The organism is Corynebacterium kalinowskii, from assembly GCF_009734385.1.
GTDB lineage: Bacteria > Actinomycetota > Actinomycetes > Mycobacteriales > Mycobacteriaceae > Corynebacterium > Corynebacterium kalinowskii.
The window spans coordinates 1,976,860-1,995,939 of the sequence record NZ_CP046452.1 but is presented as its reverse complement, the minus strand read 5'-3'; the positions used below and the strand labels follow the sequence as shown (position 1 = coordinate 1,995,939).

The 19,080-nt window shown below is 57.3% G+C and carries 17 protein-coding genes; 13 read left to right on the top strand and 4 right to left on the bottom strand.

Annotated elements, in window-relative coordinates; all coding sequences use genetic code 11:
• Positions 1-23 precede the first annotated feature (23 nt).
• Positions 24-458 (top strand): hypothetical protein, encoded by a 435-nt coding sequence (locus tag CKALI_RS09500; protein ID WP_156193123.1) that lies wholly within the window; start codon positions 24-26, stop codon positions 456-458.
• Here CKALI_RS09500 and CKALI_RS09495 read toward each other — a convergent pair.
• Positions 388-1,551, bottom strand: a complete 1,164-nt coding sequence (locus CKALI_RS09495) for a saccharopine dehydrogenase family protein (RefSeq protein WP_231580454.1) — start codon at positions 1,549-1,551, stop codon at positions 388-390. The two genes, CKALI_RS09500 and CKALI_RS09495, sit on opposite strands and share 71 nt — an antisense overlap.
• Positions 1,552-1,951: 400 nt before the next feature.
• On the opposite strand from CKALI_RS09495, the gene CKALI_RS09490 reads away from it, so the two are divergent.
• The 4 genes from CKALI_RS09490 (at position 1,952) to CKALI_RS09475 (ending at position 6,066) form a co-directional block, all read left to right on the top strand.
• Positions 1,952-2,200 (top strand): hypothetical protein, encoded by a 249-nt coding sequence (locus CKALI_RS09490; protein ID WP_156193121.1) that lies wholly within the window; start codon positions 1,952-1,954, stop codon positions 2,198-2,200.
• 9 nt (positions 2,201-2,209) lie between these two features.
• On the top strand, positions 2,210-3,595 hold the full coding sequence (locus CKALI_RS09485) for a glycosyltransferase family 2 protein (RefSeq protein ID WP_156193120.1): 1,386 nt from the start codon (positions 2,210-2,212) through the stop codon (positions 3,593-3,595).
• 15 nt (positions 3,596-3,610) lie between these two features.
• On the top strand, positions 3,611-4,264 hold the full coding sequence (locus CKALI_RS09480) for a calcium-binding protein (RefSeq protein ID WP_156193119.1): 654 nt from the start codon (positions 3,611-3,613) through the stop codon (positions 4,262-4,264).
• 104 nt (positions 4,265-4,368) lie between these two features.
• Entirely contained in the window at positions 4,369-6,066 is a 1,698-nt protein-coding gene (locus tag CKALI_RS09475) for a polysaccharide deacetylase family protein (protein ID WP_197079677.1), read from the top strand.
• Positions 6,067-6,147: 81 nt separating this feature from the next.
• Here CKALI_RS09475 and CKALI_RS09470 read toward each other — a convergent pair whose 3' ends face one another.
• Complete coding sequence (locus tag CKALI_RS09470; protein ID WP_156193117.1) at positions 6,148-8,364, bottom strand: NADP-dependent isocitrate dehydrogenase; 2,217 nt, start codon at positions 8,362-8,364, stop codon at positions 6,148-6,150.
• Between the two features lie 870 nt (positions 8,365-9,234).
• Here CKALI_RS09470 and CKALI_RS09465 point away from each other — a divergent pair.
• Genes CKALI_RS09465 through CKALI_RS09455 form a run of 3 tightly spaced genes read left to right on the top strand, consistent with a single transcriptional unit; the run spans position 9,235 to position 11,962 of the window.
• Positions 9,235-10,425, top strand: coding sequence for an MFS transporter (locus CKALI_RS09465; RefSeq protein ID WP_156193116.1), 1,191 nt, complete (start codon positions 9,235-9,237; stop codon positions 10,423-10,425).
• A gap of 2 nt (positions 10,426-10,427) precedes the next feature.
• Positions 10,428-11,027: a hypothetical protein gene (locus tag CKALI_RS09460; protein WP_156193115.1), complete on the top strand. Its 600-nt coding sequence runs from the start codon at positions 10,428-10,430 to the stop codon at positions 11,025-11,027.
• Positions 11,028-11,065: 38 nt separating this feature from the next.
• Complete coding sequence (locus tag CKALI_RS09455; protein ID WP_156193114.1) at positions 11,066-11,962, top strand: exodeoxyribonuclease III; 897 nt, start codon at positions 11,066-11,068, stop codon at positions 11,960-11,962.
• Here the strand turns inward: CKALI_RS09455 and CKALI_RS09450 are convergent.
• Positions 11,959-12,276: a thiol-disulfide oxidoreductase DCC family protein gene (locus CKALI_RS09450; protein ID WP_156193113.1), complete on the bottom strand. Its 318-nt coding sequence runs from the start codon at positions 12,274-12,276 to the stop codon at positions 11,959-11,961. The genes CKALI_RS09455 and CKALI_RS09450 overlap by 4 nt on opposite strands.
• Positions 12,277-12,295: 19 nt before the next feature.
• Between CKALI_RS09450 and panB the strand changes: the two genes are divergently transcribed.
• Positions 12,296-13,111 (top strand): 3-methyl-2-oxobutanoate hydroxymethyltransferase, encoded by an 816-nt coding sequence (gene panB, locus CKALI_RS09445; protein ID WP_156193112.1) that lies wholly within the window; start codon positions 12,296-12,298, stop codon positions 13,109-13,111.
• Here panB and panC read toward each other — a convergent pair.
• Entirely contained in the window at positions 13,108-14,001 is an 894-nt protein-coding gene (gene panC / locus CKALI_RS09440; RefSeq protein WP_156193111.1) for a pantoate--beta-alanine ligase, read from the bottom strand. The genes panB and panC overlap by 4 nt on opposite strands.
• Before the next feature lie 116 nt (positions 14,002-14,117).
• Between panC and trpS the strand changes: the two genes are divergently transcribed.
• From trpS to CKALI_RS09420, 4 genes are all read left to right on the top strand, one after another.
• The gene (gene trpS, locus CKALI_RS09435) at positions 14,118-15,143 is read left to right on the top strand and encodes a tryptophan--tRNA ligase (RefSeq protein ID WP_156193110.1); all 1,026 of its coding nucleotides are present in this window, start codon (positions 14,118-14,120) and stop codon (positions 15,141-15,143) included.
• A gap of 220 nt (positions 15,144-15,363) precedes the next feature.
• The gene (locus tag CKALI_RS09430; RefSeq protein ID WP_156193109.1) at positions 15,364-16,974 is read left to right on the top strand and encodes a S8 family peptidase; all 1,611 of its coding nucleotides are present in this window, start codon (positions 15,364-15,366) and stop codon (positions 16,972-16,974) included.
• A 132-nt stretch (positions 16,975-17,106) separates the two neighbouring features.
• Complete coding sequence (locus tag CKALI_RS09425) at positions 17,107-18,186, top strand: YhjD/YihY/BrkB family envelope integrity protein (protein ID WP_156193108.1); 1,080 nt, start codon at positions 17,107-17,109, stop codon at positions 18,184-18,186.
• A gap of 10 nt (positions 18,187-18,196) precedes the next feature.
• A complete protein-coding gene (locus tag CKALI_RS09420) occupies positions 18,197-19,075 on the top strand; it encodes an RDD family protein (protein WP_156193107.1) in 879 nt (292 codons plus the stop codon).
• The last annotated feature ends 5 nt before the right edge of the window (positions 19,076-19,080 follow it).

The window sequence follows — 19,080 nt, the reverse complement described above, 5'->3', positions numbered from 1 at the left end:
CATTGACGGCACAGAATGATTGAGTGGAACTTTACCGTCGGCTCGCATGCGGGTCCGTCCTGTTTCAGGTCGGGCCACTGTGGTGGTGGCTGAGGTTTCTCGACGGGGTCCGATCGGAGGCGTTCCTGTTCATCGCCCTTCCTGGGCTGTGGACTTTCCTGCTTGGTGTCGCCACGGTCATGTCGATTGTGTGGGAAAAAGCTCACAGCCCTGGCGCGCGCATCATCGTCGCAGGACAGATTCTGGGGATGGGACTGCAGTCCCTGCTCACAATACTGTTCCTACTTCGCATTGTTCCGATCCAACTCGAGCTGAGCGCCATCCCCATGGTCACCGGGCAAGCCGTCGTCGCAGTGGGATTGCTGTACGGCTTGCGCGAACGTTCCGTCAGCCAAACGCCATACCGTTTCGCTTCAAGGCCGCTAAATACGGCTCGCCAAGGCCCGTCGCCGGGGTGAGCACTCCGGTCGCAGCGGGTAATCCCTGTGGCGCAGTAGCAAGGGTGACTGCCGCTTCGGCCAACATCATCGCCGTGACCTTATATCCCGGATCGCCCTCCGCGCTGACCCGTCCTGAGACGTACCGACCATCAGTGGTGACGCCGTGGTGAGTGATGACGAACCCGCCTTCATCAATGTTCTTGGGTCCTTCACCGGGCTCGGGGATGATGCGGGAGAGGGGCTTGCGTAGCGGCTCGGTCATGATCGTGGCGAAACCCGCGCCGATTGCTCCCAACAGTGCCTTGGCCTTCAGCTGGCCGCCCACGCCCTCGCCGGTCGGGGTGACCTCGCGGTAACGGAGCTGATCGCCGTAGCGGTAGTCGCTGAGGGCGTTGCTGCGCCGGACAACTCGCGTATTAAACATTGCCATGAAGAACGGCCCCGCCCATTGTTTCAGCAGCGGGACGTACTCGGCCACGAGATCCGGTTGTGCGCCCAGGTCAGGTTCCCGTGTGTGATCCGGGGAGAGGGAATATGGACTGTGCAAGATGGCGCCACCTTTGGGCATCCGCTTGGCATCCTGGCTTACCTCGCGCATGGAGTCGATCGTGCCGCCGGACAGCCCGCCTTGCAGCTTATCGACGGCCATGACGACCTCACGGAAGGTGCTGCGCCCCGACTTGAGCCACAGATTAAACATGCCCATGTCGCTGGGCACCGAGTCGAATCCACAGGAGTGGACGATCTTTGAGTCAGTCTTGCCGTGCCAACGGTCAATGATTCGACGGATAAAGAGGGCTTCGCCACATAGATCCACATAGTGGGTGCCACTTTCTGCGCAGGCGTCGACTAAGTAGTCTCCGTAGCGGGTATACGGTCCGACGGTGGAGATAATCACCTTTGCGCTGCGAGCAAGTTGATCCAGCTCCTGCTTGTTCGCTGCGTCTGCACGCAGCGGAGTGAAGGGCAGTCGTAGATTCTGCAGCTTGGCCCAGTTACGTCCTGCGATGGCAATGCGGAGATCGCTGTGATGCTGAGCGAGATAATCGGCGGTAAGACGTCCGACGAAACTGGTGGCGCCGAACAAGACGATGTCATAGGTCTGTTTCATGTCCGCCAGTGTAGTCATCGCTTGCTTAGCTGAATGCCGATTCCAATGTGCGGATTAGGGGTGACTAACGGGGGTGTGCAATTATAAATATGACATGTCAACAGTGATCTTAAACTGATGTGATCATATGGTTAGCATTCGTCAATTATCTGGTAAAACTTACCTATATCTCAGGTGGACATTGCTTCAGGTCACATATCGGTAAATATTGCCTGGAAATGAAAATCATAAGGATCTTTTGAATCCTGAGATTAACTAGAAGCGCTTCTTGGCCTATGTTAAGTTGCAACTACCTATCTTTCAGGAAGGGCGCTATCGTCTAAGGCAAGATTTCTCTGTTTTGCCAATAGCTGCTCCATGTTGGGGCTGCCTCGGCTACACATAAGGATCATGATTCAGTATGGCTATTAATCTAACTCTTATCATTGATGTGGTTTACGCGACCGCACGTGTGCTTCTTGAGTTCGGCGCGGCGCTTGCGCTCGCCGGATTCGTCGCAAGCCTGCTCGTCATCGTTCTTACTTGGCGTCCAGCGGGCCAACGCCGCCGGGCCGCACTGGCCTACCGATCCGAGCTGCAATCTCGCATTGAAAGCCTGGAAACCGCCCCGGCCGGCCTGCAGCGCGCAATCGAGCGGAAAGCCGTTTAAGAGTCAGTCATGCTGCACTTCAACGGTCAAGTAATCGATTTTGTCCTGGTGATTTCACTGGGAGTAATTCTGCTGTCCTTGTTGTACCTTGTCGTGCTGATGATTTTGTCCCGAGTCGGCCGGTCCGAATGGCAACCACGTGACTACCGTACTTATCGGGGCAATAAACCTGAAGTAGTTTTCGTCATGCCCTGCCTGAACGAGGCCACTGTGGTGGGAGCATCGGTTCGTCGACTGCTCACTCTGGATTACGACAAGCTCAGCATCGTTGTCATTGACGATGGTTCCGACGACGGCACGGGCGACATCATTAAGTCGATTGATGACCCGCGAGTGCACCTGTTTCAGCGCACCTTGCCCAACGCGCGAAAAGGCAAAGGTAAAGCACTCAACGCCGCATTCCAGTTCATTTACGACGGTGGCCTGAATCCCAATATTGACCCGGAAAACACCATCATCGTAGTTGTAGATGCTGACGGACGTATGGAACCGGAATCGCTCAACTACGTGCTCCCAGCTTTCGATGATCCTGAGCTCGCAGGCGCACAAATTGGCGTTCGTATTAACAACCGCGTGAGCAACCTGCTCGCCCGCATGCAGGATCTTGAGTTTGTGCTCTATACAGAGGTATTCCAGCGGGGACGAGTTCGCTTCGACAGCGTTGGCTTGGGCGGCAATGGTCAGTTTGTGCGCGTGTCGGCGTTACGCCTACTTGGGCGCGACCCATGGAGTGACTCCCTCACAGAGGATTTGGACCTTGGCGTTCGCTTGCACTTGCTCGGGTTCAAACTGGCGTACTGTCCTAAGGTCGCCGTTCACCAACAGGGATTAGAAGATCTTGGCCGTTGGATTCGTCAGCGTACTCGTTGGTTCCAGGGCTATCTTCAGGCATGGGGTCAGATTCCGAACGTTCTCACTCGACTATGGGGACCTACCCGCGTTGATATCTTCGTGGTGATTGTCAGCCCGGTCGTACTCTTATGCGTCACCTTCTTTACTTTCTCGTTCATGATCTGGATCATTTCCTTTGTCCTCGGCCTATTCCAAGGCAGCACCTATGTGGACTGGCGCTACGCTTTCATCTATCTGTTCGCGGTCGGCCCGACTTTGGTTTTGAGCCTTATCTACCTCCGAAAAGAACCAAAGCTCAACTTCTTCAAGTCTTTCCTGCTCTGCCACGTCTACGTTTTCTATGCTCAGCTGTGGGGAATCGCGGGATGGAAGGCACTGTGGCGTCAAATTCGCGGACAGCACGGTTGGGCCAAGACTGAGCGAGTTGCGGAGGAACACTCCGAGGAACCTGAGGAGTCTCTCGCTATTGAATCGAAGGGTCCAGAAATCGATCCAATTGGCACCACATCAAGCACGTCGCAACGTGAAAACCTAACTCGTTAGGGGACACTTATGCGTATGGGAAAATCGTTTTTTGCAGCCTTATCGATCGGAATTGTCTTGAGCACCGGAACAAGTTGCACACCAGACGAACTGCAGCAAAGCCAGCAGAACCGCCAATGGGAACAGGGCAAAACCTATGGTCAATGGCATCTAGCATTTGACGGGCACGGAGCCGTGACAGGTAATGACGATTCAGTCACGATGTACCCAAAGTCTGCCGAAGACGCTTCCGTGACCCACGCCTGCCTGGTCCACACCGATAAAGAATTCGGTGAAAAGGTTGATTTTGAAATCACGGTGAACACTGAAGAGCAGGTGCGTAAGGGTGAACCCAACCCATGGGAAGTGGGTTGGGTGTTGTGGAACTATGAGGACAATAATCGCTTTTATGCGCTCGCCCTGAAGCCCAACGGATGGGAACTATCCAAGCAAGATCCTGCGTATCCAGGGGCGCAGCGATTCCTCGCATCTGGACATGAGCCGACATTCGCGCTGAACCAGGAACACCGCGTCCACGTGATTCACGAGGGCACGACCATGCGGTTCTTCGCTAATGGGCAGCAACTGGGTGAGTTCACCGACGAAGAGAGCCCTTACTTTGGTGGCGCCATTGGCCTGTACACAGAAGACGCGCGCGTCACTTTCACTGACTTAAAGACTTACAACTAAATCGCAACGAACGGAGCATCATGGAATCGACCAATATGGCTACTAGCAGTAAAAAAGCTGGGATTTTATTAGCCATCATCGCTGTCCTGAGCGTGATTGCAGCTATGACGGTCGTTTTCTTTGTACTTGATGATGACGCAGAGCCCGGTTTGAATTCTCCAGTGGCCAAGAGTTTTGTCGACCCGCTCAAGGGCAAGGATGACCTCGAGCCTTTGTACTCTAGTTCTGTTTTTGACAGCACTTATGGAAAAGATGGCGGCAAGCACACGCTGGTGCTTTACGACGGCGCTTCCGGCGACAGCGAGGTACTAGGAATGCTGGCCGGAAACCTCGCTACCCACTTCGGTAAGGTTTCCGTGCTTCCGATTGGTGACTACCAACCCGGTCAGATCGACCAGTACGATGCGCTCATTTATCAGGGATACGATTATGGCCAAGAAATCCCGGCAGCCCTGAGAGACGACATCTTAAAGGGTGACAAGAAGGTGTTATGGGCCAATAGCAACTTGGAAAAGCTTGCTGGCGTGGATGAGTCCCCGGAAGAAGCTGCCTTTATTGAAAAATATGGCATTGATCCACATGCCTTTCAGCACAACAGCGCAGACAAAATCACGGCGATTGAATACAAGGGACAGGTGCTTTCCCGACACGAGAAGAGTCGCGAAATGTTGCTGCCTGCAATCACTGATCCGGCTAAGGTCGAGGTTCTAGGCACCGCGCTTTGCGGATCGAAGGAAACTCCAAAGGCCTGTGCTGGCGCGCCAGGGGAGAGCTTCCCCTGGGCAGTTCGCACTGGGAACATTACCTATGTAAATGACCTTCCTTTCGAGTGGCAACAGGAAGGGTCTCACTACCTAGCCTTCGCTGACCTGTATTTCGATCTGCTCGCTCCGGAAGCGCCACGCACGCAAAAGGCGGCAGTGCGTATCGAGGACGTCAGCGCGATGTCGAATCCCGATGACCTTCGTCGCGTTGCGGACTTCCTCGGCAGTCGAAACGTGCCGTTCCAAGTTGCTGTCATCCCGTTCTACGTGGCAGAAACGAGGGATCCGAAAGATGATCGACACGTTGGCCTAGAGCTCAAGGATCGCCCGAAGGTCGTCGAGGCGCTGAAATACATGCAGTCAAAGGGTGGCACTTTGATCCAGCACGGCACCACTCACCAATATGGCGCAATGCAAAACCCATATCCGGGTGCTGCCAGCGCTGCCGACTATGAGTTCCTGCGCTCCCGCTGTAGCACCCAAGACTCGAAGCCGTGGGTGTTTGAAGAGTGCAAGCAGGAATCCTGGGTACAGCTCACCGGACCGCTGATTAATGATGAGGTGTCCGATCACGCCGATCGTATCGAGCGCGGCCGACAGGCATTCGTTGCGGCAGGACTCGGCGAACCTGACATCTTCGAAACGCCACACTACGGCGCCACCCCCAACGCCTACGAGGCGATGGCGCAAAACTATGAATACCGTTACGAACAAACCGATTACTATTCCGGGCTTATCACCGGAAAGAACCAGGATTTCTTCACGTCTCTTACCCAGATCCTGCCGTACTCGGTTAGCGATGTCTACGGTGGTACCGTGCTGCCGGAAAACATCGGTAATCCATCAGTCCAGATGCTAAATAACCACGCGGCGCGTCCACCTTCACTGCTTGTGGGCAATGCGGAAAAGAACTCAGTGGTGCGAGAAGCAACCGCTAGCTTCTTCTTCCACCCGTTCCTGGACATCAAGATCTTGGAAGAGATTGTTGACGGCATCGAGGGCCTTGGTTACGAATTCGTACCAGCAAAGGAACTGTAGATAAGCAAAGCCGAAAAGGCCCCTAGTTCGAATCCTTACTTTGAGTGGGAATCCGAACTAGGGGCCAATTTTGTCGGCGCGTTACTTCTTCAGAGCGTCGATGATCTCGTTGAACTTAGCGGAAGGGCGCATGACAGCGGTGACCTTCTCCTCGTTCGGTGCGTAGTAGCCACCGAGGTCAACAGCGGAGCCCTGGTTGTCCAGGAGGTCCTTTTCGATCTCTGCAGTAGCAGCAGCCAGGGAAGCGGCGACTGGCTGGAACAGACCAGCGAGCTCGGCATCCTCGGACTGTGCGGCCAGTTCTTCTGCCCAGAACTTGGTCAGGTAGAAGTGGGAGCCACGGTTATCGATCTCGCCGGCCTTGCGGGAAGGGGAGAGGTTCTCGTCGAGAAGCTTCTCCGTAGCCTTGTCGAGGGCGTCGGCAAGCACGGCAGCCTTCTGGATGCCAGCGGAGTTAGCGAAGTGGCGGAGGGACTCAGCCAGTGCGAGGAACTCGCCGAGGGAGTCCCAGCGCAGGTGGTTCTCGTTCACGAGCTGCTCAACGTGCTTAGGCGCAGAACCGCCAGCACCGGTCTCGAACAGGCCGCCACCGGCCATCAAAGGCACGATGGAGAGCATCTTGGCAGAGGTGCCGAGCTCGAGGATTGGGAACAGGTCGGTGTTGTAGTCACGCAGCACGTTGCCGGTAACGGAGATGGTGTCTTCGCCCTTGCGCATACGGTCGATGGTGAACTGGGTTGCCTCCATTGGAGACATGATGCGGATGTCCAGGCCCTCGGTATCGTGATCCTTCAGGTACTTTTCGACGAGTGCCGTCAGGTTGCGGTCGTGAGCGCGCTCTGGGTCGAGCCAGAACACTGCAGGCATGCCGGAGAGGCGGGAACGGTTGACAGCAAGCTTGACCCAGTCCTGAATTGGGGCATCCTTGGCCTGGCAAGCGCGCCAGATATCGCCTTCGGAAACCTCATGCTCGGTCAGGACGTCGCCGGCAGCGTTGACTACAACAACCTTGCCAGCTGCGGAGATCTTGAAGGTCTTGTCGTGAGAGCCGTACTCTTCAGCCTTCTGAGCCATCAGGCCAACGTTAGGGACGGTGCCCATGGTGGTTGGATCGAATGCGCCGTTCTTCTTGCAGTCGTCGATGACGACCTGATAGATGCCTGCGTAGGAGGAATCTGGCAGTACTGCCAGGGTATCCTGCTCTTCGCCAGCAGCGTTCCACATGTGACCGGAGGTACGGATCATGGCAGGCATGGAAGCATCCACGATGACATCTGAAGGAACGTGCAGGTTGGTGATGCCCTTGTCGGAGTTCACCATGGCAACTGCTGGGCCTTCCGCGAAGCCCTTTTCAAAAGCTGCCTTGATCTCTTCGCCATTCTCCAGCTCTGCGAGGCCGGAGTAGATGGCTGCGAGGCCGTTCTCGCCGTCGAGGCCAGCTGCCAGGAGCTGCTCGCCGTACTGTGCGTAAACGTCCTTGAAGAAGGTGCGAACCACGTGGCCGAACATGATTGGGTCGGAGACCTTCATCATGGTTGCCTTGAGGTGGGTGGAGAAGAGGACGCCCTCTTCCTTAGCACGAGCGATCTGTGCCTCCAGGAACTTATCCAGAGCAGCGACGCGCATGACGGTGGCGTCAATAACTTCACCCTCGAGGACCTTCAGCTCCTGCTTCAGGATTTCTTCGGTGCCATCGGCCTTGATCAGCTTGATGGTCAGCGTATCGGCTGCTGGCATGATGACGGACTGTTCGTTGTAACGGAAGTCATCAGCGTCCATGGTGGCTACGTTGGTCTTGGAATCTGCAGTCCAAGCGCCCATGCGGTGTGGGTGCTTCTTGGCGAAGTTCTTCACCGCGATTGGGGCGCGACGGTCAGAGTTGCCCTCACGCAGCACTGGGTTCACAGCGGAACCCTTGACAGCGTCGTAACGAGCGCGGATGTCCTTTTCCTCATCAGTCTCAGGTGCGTCAGGGAACTCAGGGAGGGCGTAGCCCTGTGCCTGCAGTTCCTTGATGGCAGCCTTGAGCTGTGGCACGGAAGCGGAAATGTTAGGCAGCTTAACGATGTTGGCTTCTGGAGTCTTCGCCAAGTCGCCCAGCTCTGCGAGGGCGTCGTCAACTTTCTGCTCGTCGGTCAAGAAGTCCGGGAACAGGGCGAGAATGCGGCCTGCGAGAGAGATGTCGCGGGTCTCAACCTCGATACCAGCGGTGGAAGCGAATGCCTCGACTACTGGCTTCAGCGAGTAGGTCGCGAGCAACGGGGCTTCGTCAGTGCGGGTGTAAATGATCTTTGCCAATGTAACTCCCTTAAAAAATGTGCAGTACAGGTTCCCACGATACCTTTTTATCCAAGTGGTCATCGATTTAAGGGCACCCCTGTGATCTAGCTCAACCTAGGTACTGCCTTGCGGGGTAGGGTGAGATACCCCTGAGAATCGAGATTGGGAGTGCTGCACTCACGGTTGTTGTTAGAATTCGCCAGTAGGGAAGCAGTTAATCGTTTAAGGCGAAATCATTCTTACTCACTTTGAACAAAAGTACGCCCGGTTGGGTGCGTCAATTTTGTTAATTCACGTCGTGTGTACGGGGATTGCATTGGGTATTTGGGTTGCAGGCGAAAATGCGCGCCCGCTGCACATGACCTCCGTGGCGCTGTATTTGTGTGGTTATGTCTTGTTCTCGCTCACGCTATTTCGAAGGTTTCCGTATTCGATAGTGGCATTTGTCTTTTTGCTCTCGGTGGGGGTGATTGATGGGACTTTCCTCGCTGCCACCGAAGGGGGCCGACTCCTAGGCCCGATTTCCGATTTTGCTATCCCTGTCGCCTTTATGTTCTTTGGCTGCGCCTTAATACGAGTGGGAGGGTTTCGTAGGTTTATCGGTGCGGGGTACTTACTAGCGGGAGCTTTTTGGCTCATATCGCTAATCCCAGGAGTCGGGGTCCGTCTAAGCACACCATTGGGGCTCCTTACTGAATTCGTGGGCGCGAATGCCACCATCGCCTTAATACTGTGGGCGTTTTACGCGATCGAGAAAATGAAGACGGAAAGTGCGGTAGCGGTCGCGAAGGTGTAGCGTGTGGCAGCGTGAAATTTACCTCTCCATCGTGGCAACGTAGGGCTCTTCCCCGGCAATCAGACATCACGCCAACTCAACGAACTATCGTCATGATCGCGATCGCTTTGGGTGGTTTTGGTATCGGTACTACTGAGTTCGTCTCGATGGGTTTGCTCCCTTTGATCGCGGATGACTACGGGATGTCAGAGGACCGCGCCGGGCACATCATTTCGGCCTACGCGCTTGGCGTCGTGGTGGGAGCGCCACTGATCACCACATTGACGGGCTTCATTCCGCGTCGCCGACTGCTGTTGATACTCATGGCATTTTTCGTTGTTGGAAACAGCTTGACTATCTTGGCTCCTGGTTACGGTTGGCTGCTGCTCGCTCGTTTCATTACCGGATTGCCCCACGGAGCCTTCTTCTCGGTTTCGGGACTGTGCGCGGCATCGATGGCTCCACCGGGGCAGCGGGGTCGAGCTTTGGCCTTGGTGGGCGTTGGATTTTCCGCCGCAACTATTGGCGGTGTTCCCTTCGCTCAGTGGCTGGGCCAGGTAATTCATTGGAAGGCGGCCTATGGCCTTGTCGTGGCGGCAGGTCTGGCGACGGTTCTCGCGCTGTGGTTCTTTATGCCACATATGACGAAGATGAAGCCGACATCGGCGGCCACAGAGTTGGGTGCGCTGGCTAGGTCCCAGGTGTGGCTCACTCTCGCAATGGGCACTGTGGGTTTCGGTGGCATGTTCGCGGTGTACACCTACATTGCGTGGACGATGACCGATCCGACCCGGGCTGCGATGGATCCTGTGCTGATCCCGGTAGTGCTGGCCGCATATGGGGCGGGCGGTTTGGTCGGCAACCTTTTTGGCGGCTGGCTGGCAGACCGGAACCTGGAGATCGGTATCGGTGTGACGCTGACTGCCATCGTGGCTGTGATGCTCGGTTTCTATGTCCTGTCTGCGCATCCCATTTCAGGCACGATCATGTTCGGTGTCATCGGATTCTTCGGGTCGGCGCTGGTGCCACAGCTGCAAATTCGGCTGATGGACGTCGCTGGGCGGGCGCAAACCTTAGCCGCGGCTTTGAATCACTCAGCGCTTAACCTAGCTAATGCAGCAGGTGCAGCTCTGGGCGGTGCCGTGATTGCGGCGGGGTATTCCTATGCAGCGCCATCCCTCGCTGGAGCTGCAATGGCGATAGCGGCACTCGTCGTGTGGCTACCAACAGTGCTACTTCGGCGGCGAAGTCTTAAAATGGCAGAATCAACATATTTTGCCGTGAAAGACGTGAACGGAACCTAGGTGTGAGCGAAGTAGAGAACGACTTATCGCGTCGCGAGGCGTGGGCCGCTGTTCTCTATGCTGGCACCGTTGTGGTCGGATTCTTGTGGCAGGTGTTGGGTGTTGCAGTGCAACCTGGTTGGCTGAATCCGAATCTGTGGCGTCTGGGAGGTGGGCTCAATCAGGTTTTCGTAGCTCTCATTTTGGTCAGCTGGTTTTGGGAGCGTCGGGCCGGGTGGGCCATCGTTCAAGCAATCATTGCGGTCGTAGGTGGCCTGTTCTATGTGTGGGAGTCGAACAACGACGTTCATAACTACCTGCTTATCGAAGCTCCCCAACGCTTTTCGCAGATCCTTTTTCCGCTGGGCTGTCTGATCGCGGCTTTCCTCGTATTGGAAGACACTCGGCTGCCACGCGTGTGCGGCTTTGCTTACCTATTTTTCGCCGTTTCGTGGATGGTTATCAGCGCGGTACGTGGGAATGTATTTCTGCAGATGATGTTTGGTTTTGTCAACGACGTGGCCGCCATGTTTGCTGAGGGTGGGCTGGCGCTGTGGCTATTGCATCTGGCCTGGGTGCACTTTAGCTCTGAAGAAAGAAAAAGTCGGGCTCGCGTCGGCTAAGAACCGATCTTGTAACGTGACCGATAGAATCCTTAGCCATGACTCTCACCATCTCGACGATTAACGTCAACGGCATTCGCGCAGCAGTGAAAGAGCGCAGTGAAACCAACCGAGGATTTCTGCCCTGGCTCGATGAAACCCCCGCTGATGTGGTGTTGTTGCAAGAAGTCCGGGCATCGGAAAAGCAAACCCTGGAAGCACTCGCTCCCGCTCTGGATGCAGGGTGGCACTACGCGGGTGCGGAGGCTGAGGCGAAGGGACGCGCCGGGGTGGGCATTTTGTCACGCACCCCGCTTGTCGACGTCCAGATCGGCATCCCAGGGTTCGAAGCCGCCGGCCGCTTCATTCAGGCAACGACCCGCGACGTTCGGGTAGCTTCGTTGTATTTGCCTTCAGGATCAGCTGACACGGAAAAGCAGGATGAGAAGTACGAGTTTCTCGATGTGTTCGGGGAAGAGCTGGTTCAGCTTGCGGCCTCGAACAAGGACATGGTGATTGGCGGAGATTGGAACATTTGCCACCGCCGCGAGGATCTAAAGAACTGGAAGACGAACCAAAAGAAGTCAGGTTTCTTGGCTGACGAGCGTGCTTTCATGGACTCCGTATTCGGTTGTTTCCCAGATGAACTGTCCCAGGTCCAGGCCCATGGCGCCTACTTGGGAGCGGTGAATTACTCTTCAGACCGTCCGGTGCGCCAGCCTGCGACGAACCCAATGTGGTTTGATGTGGCTCGTCGCCTCCAGCCAGAGGATGCGCCACACACGTGGTGGACGTATCGAGGCCAGGCCTTCGACACCGGGGCAGGGTGGCGCATCGATTACCAAGCCGCCACGGCGAACATGCTGGCTCGGGCGCAGCGCACCTGGGTGGACAAAGCCGCTGCCTATGACCTGCGGTGGTCGGACCACGCGCCGCTGAACGTGGAATACGCCTAAAGAGCGCAAGTATCGGCACCGACGAGCGGTCCGAGCCGGTGCCGATTCCACACAATGATGCGGTAGATCGGCGCAAAAATCGGAAGGCCGAGCACCAGGCCACCAATGCGGATCAGGGACGTGCGACCGTAGTGGCGCAGAGCCTGGGAGATTGCCTTGTGCCCCAGGTACACCCGATTGTCGGAATCGACAAAATACGCGTTGCGCTGAATGTATAGTCCTTTGCCAGGTGATGCCGGGAGGTCTGTTGTGAGGGCCTGGAGGTGCCCAAGGCTCCACACACAAAACCCGCAATCCGAATCGTAGAAGAACATGAAATCAATGGTAGGTGCAATGTCTGGATATTTGGTTCCCACAAAGCAAGTTCGCGTGACAGATCTGCAGGCGCGCAAGGGCGACAAGCCGTGGGCGATGCTTACCTGTTATGACTACTCATCGGCACGGGCGTTTTCCGCAGCGGGAATCGAATGTCTCCTGGTAGGGGACTCCGCCGCCAACGTGATGCTGGGCTACAGCAGCACCACTTCGATCACGCTGGATGACATGGCGATGCTCGGCGCGGCTGTTGTCCGTGGCGCGGGGAACGCCTTGGTAGTCATGGATATGCCGTTCGGCTCGTATGAAGCCAGCGACGAGCAGGCCGTGCGCAGCGCCACCGAGCTGTTACAGCGCACCGGCGCTCACGTGGTCAAGCTCGAGGGCGGGGTGCGCATGGCTGATCGCATTGCGGCGCTCAAGCGCGCCGGGCTAGCAGTGTGCGCCCACGTTGGCTTTACCCCGCAGTCCGTCAACGGGCTAGGCGGATTCAAGGTTCAGGGGCGCGGTGATGCCGCTCAGGCTGTGCGAGAGGATGTCGATGCCGTCGTTAAGGCGGGTGCCGACATGGTCGTATTCGAAATGGTGCCGGCAGACCTGGCCGCGGAGATCACCGCGCAGTGCCCGATCCCGACGGTCGGTATTGGTGCGGGAGCGCAGTGCGATGCGCAGGTGCTGGTGTGGCACGACATGCTCGCGCTACCGGAGGGCGGGCGCCGCCCGAGCTTTGTTGGGGTATTTGGCCAGGTGGGGGCGGAAATGTCTCGCGGGGCCGCGGCCTACAAGGAAGCCGTGGAGACCGGGACATTCCCGCTCCCTGAGCAGAACTTTTAGGCTCGTGGCTCGCCGGTGACTTCTTCGGAACCGAAGTCGATACCGATGTTGTCAATGAGCCGGGTGGCGCCGACGCGGGCCGCAACGAGCAAACGGTTCGCGCCTTCCGGGTCGACATCGCCGAGCTGCGGGCCAGCGAGCTCGAGGTAGTCGAGTTCGATCTCCGGCACGGAGTCGATGACCGCGCGGGCAGCAGCGACCACTGCATCCGGTCCCTGGCCTGCCATATAGGCGCCGGAAGTCAGTGCAGCCGACAGCGTCAGGGCAAGCTCCCGCTCGGTTTCGCTGAGGTAGGTGTTTCGGGACGACAGCGCCAGCCCGTCGTTCTCACGGACGATCGGGGCGCCGATGACCTGGACATCAAGGTTGAGGTCGGTCACCATCTGCTGGATCACGATCAGCTGCTGGTAGTCCTTTTCGCCAAAGATCGCGTGGGAACAATTGGTGATGTGGAAAAGCTTGTTGACCACGGTCAGCACGCCAGCGAAGTGAGTTGGGCGCGTCTTTCCCTCCAAAATCGTGCCCACCTGACCAGGGTGGATGACGGTGCGTGGGCCGTTGGGGTACATCTCGCGTGGCGACGGCGCGAACACCGCATCAGCGCCAGCCGCCCGCAGCTTCTCGACGTCCGCCTCAAGTGTCCGCGGGTAGGCATCCAGATCTTCGCCTTCCGCGAACTGCAGCGGATTGACGAAGATGCTGACGATCACGACAGCGCCGGGAATCCGCTGAGCTGCTTTGACCAGCGAAATGTGTCCAGCGTGCAGCGCACCCATCGTGGGAACGAGGACAACAGGTCGGGCAGTCTTACGTAGCGCGCGAGTGAGCTGCGCGATGTCCTGGACGGAGTTGTAAACGGTTGCTTGGCCAGGCTGAAACGTTGGGGTCATGACTGATTAGTGTAATGGCGCGAAGCTCGGGCGCAGACGCAGGGGCGGGTGTCTTTTTCATGAGGTAGGCACGCCGGTGGGCGTCGAAAAGCGCACGCCCACTAGACTAGGAACCCATGAACACTAGCGCGCCTGAGAAGAAGCAACGAGTCCTGTCTGGCATTCAGCCCACCGCTGACAGCTACCACCTGGGCAACTACCTGGGTGCGGTCAAACAGTGGATTGACTTGCAAGACAAGTACGAGGCGTTCTACTTCATTCCGGACCTGCACGCGATCACCGTGGATCAAGATCCTAAGGAGCTGCGCGCCCGCACTGTCGCTGGTGCGGCTCAGCTTCTGGCATTGGGCATTGACCCGGCGAAGTCGACGCTCTTTGTGCAGTCACATGTGCACCAGCACGCCGAGCTGGGCTGGGTGCTTACCTGCCTGACTGGTTTCGGTGAAGCTTCGCGTATGACGCAGTTTAAGGATAAGTCGGCCAAGCGCGGCGCTGATCGCACCTCGGCCGGCCTGTTTACCTACCCAATGCTGATGGCGGCGGATATTCTGCTCTACCGCCCGCATGTGGTGCCGGTGGGCGAGGATCAGCGTCAGCACTTGGAGCTCACCCGGACGCTCGCGGAGCGCTTCAACTCCCGCTTTAAGAAGACCTTCGTGGTACCTGAGGGGTTCATTCCGGAGGGTGCGGCAAAGATCTACGATCTGCAGGAGCCGACCGCCAAGATGAGCAAGTCTGCGGAGAACCCGAAGGGCTGCGTCAACCTCCTCGACGATCCAAAGGTTTCTGCCAAGCGCATCAAATCTGCGGTCACTGACAATGACGGTGAGATTCGCTACGACAAGGAAAACAAGCCGGGCGTGTCCAACCTGTTGGTGATTCAGTCCGCGCTGACCGGCAAGACCATCGATGACTTGGTTGTGGGTTACGAAGGCCAAGGCTATGGCGCTCTGAAAACGGATACCGCAGACGCATTGGAGGCCTTCACCACGCCGCTGCGCGAGCGCTTTGACATGTACATGTCCGATAAGGGCGAACTCGAACGAGTGTTGGCCCTTGGTGCGGAGCGGGCGGCAGAGATCGCCTCTCGAACCCTCGCCGATGTTTACAAGAATGTTGGTTTCTTGGCACCAAAGCCATAACGAAACGGGCGCTTTTCGACGGCGGATGTTCCCCCACTTAGGGGTGACGTCCGCCGTCTCCTTTTGTGTGATAAATGTAAGTAACCTTGCTTTCTTCTTAGAAAGACGATGAATTCCAAGGCAATAAGCTCATTAACTGAGAGTAAACTTAACGCCTGTTTGGCCTTTCTTATAGGTATGGTGATTGCGATCACTTACTTTATTGAGGGGAAAGAGTTCAATGACCAAACGTACAAGGGGTGCCATTGCATCCCTGGTGGCCAGCCTCGGATTGGCTGTGTCCACACTCACTGTTCCGGCGATTGCGCAGAGCTCCTTCGGTAGCAGTGACCGGGATGCCGGTGTCGAAGCGCCCGCGCCAGCGCCATCTCCCGAAGAAGTGCCTACAGATCCGGAAGCTAGCGAAACGCTGGACGTTTCGGAGCACACTGAGATCGATCCGGATCTGGAGGGTGTTGATCAATTCATCGTCGCCTACTCGGAACCGCGCCAAACCATTCAATCCGAAAACGGTGAGTCGCGGGAGCAATCTCAGGAGCCGCCGCGCAGCGTCATTTACGAAGAGCTGTACAAGAAGGGCGCGAATCCTGTCGATGAGACGGTCACCGCCACCGGCGCGACTGTGGTGAAGACCGACCGCAAGTTGAGCCAGCAAGAGGCGCGGGACTTCATCAACGAAGCGGAGGCAAAAGATGAAATCGAGTATGTCGAAATCGACCAGCGTATGCACATCAACGCCGCCCCTAATGACCGCTACTACAAGCACCAGTGGGGGCTGCACGGCGAATGGGGTGCGGAAGTTGACGAAGCGTGGGGTGAGCATCCAGCCCAGGGAGAGGGCGAAGTAATCGCGCTGGTGGACAATGGCGTTGCTAACCACCCGGACATTAATGGCAACATTATTCCCGGCTATGATTTCATCCGCAGCTCCTGGTCGGCGCGTGACGGAGACGGCCGCGATGCTGACCCAACCGATGAGGGCGACTGGTACGAGGCAGGCGAGTGCGGCCGTACGCGCGGTTCCTCCTCGTCCTGGCATGGTACTCACGCAGCGGGCATTATGGCTGCTACCGCCAATGATGGCCGTGGCATCGCGGGAGTTGCGCCAAAGGCAAAGATCCTGAACGTGCGCGTCCTCGGCAAGTGCGGCGGCGCCATGTCCGACATCGCTGATGGCATCATCTGGGCGTCCGGTGGCTATGTGCCGGGTGCCCCGGCAAATCCAAACCCAGCCAAAATCATCAACCTCTCCCTCGGCGGCACAGGTCAGTGCTCCCGCACTTATCAGAACGCGATTAACCGTGCGGTGGGCAACGGCGCCGTGGTGGTGGTCTCCGCTGGCAATGACGATGAGGACGCAGCGACCGCTCAGCCGGGCAACTGCCAAAACGTAGTGGTTGTTGGCGCTGCCAGTGATGAAGGCTCGCGCGCGCAGTACTCCAACTGGGGCGATACTGTGGACATCACCGCACCTGGTGGCGATACGACGGTAGGCCCAGGCATCCTTTCGACTGTCGATGCAGGCAAGACCACCTCGGTCGGCTACATGTGGAAGCGTTACGAAGGAACCTCGATGGCTGCACCTTTCGTTTCCGGTGTGGCTGCTTTGGTCCGCTCTGTCGATCCGGCTCTCACTCCTTCTCAGATTGAGCAGCTGCTCAAGAATACTGCCTACGAGCTCGCCACTGAATGCCCAGAGGGATGTGGTGCAGGCATGGTGGATGCGCACCACGCCATTCTTGCCCTGACCGACCCGGAGCATGCGGGCGACAGGCCCGCACCCGAGCCAGCTCCGCTGCCTGACCCTTACCCGTGGTGGTGGGGCTGGTAAGAAACGTGCCGTAGCTCATAACAATCCCGCAAAACATTGTGTCCAGCGACTGCACATCCGCTGACACCCAGCTCGTTCCTGCCTACTGTGGTGGGGACGAGCTTTTCCTCATTAATCCCAAGGAGTTCCACCATGGTCGCTGTAACCAAAGCCGACGAGAAGCGCACGGACGAGTACGGCATCGAGCGTACTCACCAGGATGAACCAGGCATGGTGGACAAACTCCGCCTGAAATGGGAATGGTTCGACCATGTGATGCGAATGAACGAGAGATTCGGAACCATGGGCGGCAATCAGTACGCCGCGGGCATTACTTACTTTTCCGTTCTTTCCATGTTCCCGATCCTGATGCTCCTTTTTGCAGGACTTGGTTTTGCATTGGTCAACAACCCTGATCTGCTCGCACAGGTCCAAGAGCGCATCGCAAAGATGGCTTCCGGCGAGATGGGCACTACGCTGAACCAAATCCTGGAGACCGCTATTGAGCAACGTGGCGCCATCGCCGGTATCGGTACGCTGACTGCGCTGTGGTCGGGACTGGGCTGGATGAATAACCTGCGCTACGGCGTATCCAAAATGTGGAAGGTTGATCCGACCAAGGAGAACTTCTTTTCGACGAAGCTAAAGGACCTCATTGGGCTGCTTGGTCTTCTCGTGTCTTTCGTTGTTGCCTTTGGCGTCACCGCAGTCGGCGCTTCCGGTCTGACCGCGACGGTGATCGATCGAGTGGGCCTCAGCCACATCCCTGGTATTTCGATCATGTCTGTGGTGGTAGCCATCGTGGTCGGTTTGATCGCCAACTTCTTCGTCTTCTTTTGGCTGATCAAGTACATGCCACGCGTTAAGGTCCCGATGAAGTCTGCGCTCCACGCTGCCATGATCGGTGCCGTTGCCTTCGAGATTTTCAAGCAGCTCGCAAACATGTTCTTCTCCAACGGGCTTTCCAACCCGGCGGGCGCTACTTTCGGCCCGATCATTGGTGTCATGGTCTTGCTGTACTTCATTTGGCGCATCCTGCTGTACTGCTCGGCGTGGGCTGCGACGACCGAGGAGTCGTTGGCACAGGCAGTAGTCGAGGTTCCCGAACCTGCCGTGATTCGTGTTCGTAATGAGGTGAAGGAGGGGGCACCGAAGGCAGCGTGGGCAGGCGTTGGTGCGGCTCTCGGTCTGGCGGGTAGTGCGGCAGTAGCTTCGATGCTGCGTAAAAAGTAAAATAGTATCTGTGAATCTGTATCAAGAGTTCCATCTAGATCCGAACGAAGACTGCTCGGCCCAGGGCGTGAAGCTGGCCGCGCTGGAGGTCCGCCTTCAGCAGCTAGGTCACCCGGAAAACTCCCCGGAAATCCAGCGACTGCGCATGGCCTATGGAATTCTTGCTCACCCCGAAATCCGCACGCTTTACGACGACGCAGTTCGTATCAACCGTCCAGTCACTCCGCACGAGCTGGAGTATCTCGCAGATTTCGGCTCGTGGCCACTGGTCACTCCTCCGGCCAATCCTTTTGCGGCATCGCCGCAGGCACAGCAACAGCCGCAGCCACGGCCCCAGGCGTATTACCAGCAACCACCGACGGTCAATCCCTTCGTGCAGCCGGTGCAGCCTCAGCAGGCAGCGCCACTGCCGATGCAGGCGGCTGCGTACCCGGCGGCCATGCCCATCCAGCTGCCTGTCCAGTCGAACTATCCCACTGGGGCAGCCCGTGTCGGCATGACGCTGCTTGATGGCTGCCTAACCGCCGCCATCGGTATTGGAATGGCCGGGATCACTGATGAGTACCTAGTCTCATCCATCTTCAGTGCACTCCTGTTGATCGGATACTACGTGGGCTGCGAAGTTCAATTCGGTGCTACGCCGGCGAAGTTGCTGTTCGGCTACACGGTGCGTGACGTGGCGACAGGGAATCATTTGTCCTGGGGGCAGTCGGCGCAGCGCAATTGGTGGCGTCTCGTCTCGGTTGTTCCGTTACTTGGCAGCGTGATTTCGGCGATTGCTGCCATTGTCTACGTCATGAGTTTCACTCCGGACGGTCGTCAGGGCAGCCACGACCGCCTCGCCGGCGCCGAGGTTGCGAAAAAGGGTTCCCCGCCTTCCGTGCCCTAAGCTGG